Source organism: Streptococcus pseudopneumoniae (assembly GCF_001072925.1).
Taxonomy (GTDB): Bacteria; Bacillota; Bacilli; order Lactobacillales; family Streptococcaceae; genus Streptococcus; species Streptococcus pseudopneumoniae_Q.
In genome coordinates this window covers 1-596 of the sequence record NZ_JVHE01000123.1, presented here as the reverse complement: position 1 = coordinate 596, position 596 = coordinate 1, and the positions used below count along the sequence as shown (strand labels likewise).

General features: G+C 40.4%; 1 protein-coding gene. It reads right to left on the bottom strand.

The annotated features are described in order from the left end of the window. Positions 1-596 (bottom strand): mucin-binding protein (locus ADH81_RS11220; protein ID WP_049528736.1); only part of this gene is annotated, 596 nt, incomplete at both ends.

Here is a 596-nt window from a genome sequence, read left to right as displayed (position 1 = left end):
CCTGGATTTTCAGGAGTGATTGGTGTTCCTGGTTCTACTGGTTGGCCTGGTTTGCTTGGATCTTTTGGATCTGGCAAGTATGGTTTGTAGCCCGGTACGTCAGGAACTACTGGTTTTCCTGGTTTCGTTGGATCTGTTGGATCATTTGGATATTTCACATCTGGTGTTGATGGGAATTTAGGATCATCAGATTTTGGAACCAAGCTTCCAAGCGGTTTATATACAACGTGATCTGTTACTTCTGGTTGATCTGGAGTCACTGTCTTAGATCCAGCTTCTGTCTTATCTGAGTAGTATCCATCTACGACTGGGACAATCAATTTTCCATAAGTATGACTAGATTCATTCCATGTTGTTGTATTTGTAGTTGGATTATGCTTACCTGTGAACGTAAAGCTATCTTGAACATTAGTAGTTGGAGTATCTTCTCCCGCTCCTTCAAATGTAACAGTTTGTTTAGTTGGTTTTGTCACATCATTTACGATTGGCACGTAGATGATTGGTGTGTCTCGTGAAATACGATCTGGATCACTTTCATCATTTGGTTCAATCGTTTTATCAACTATATTGTAACCCCAAGCTTGAGGTTGTTCTTC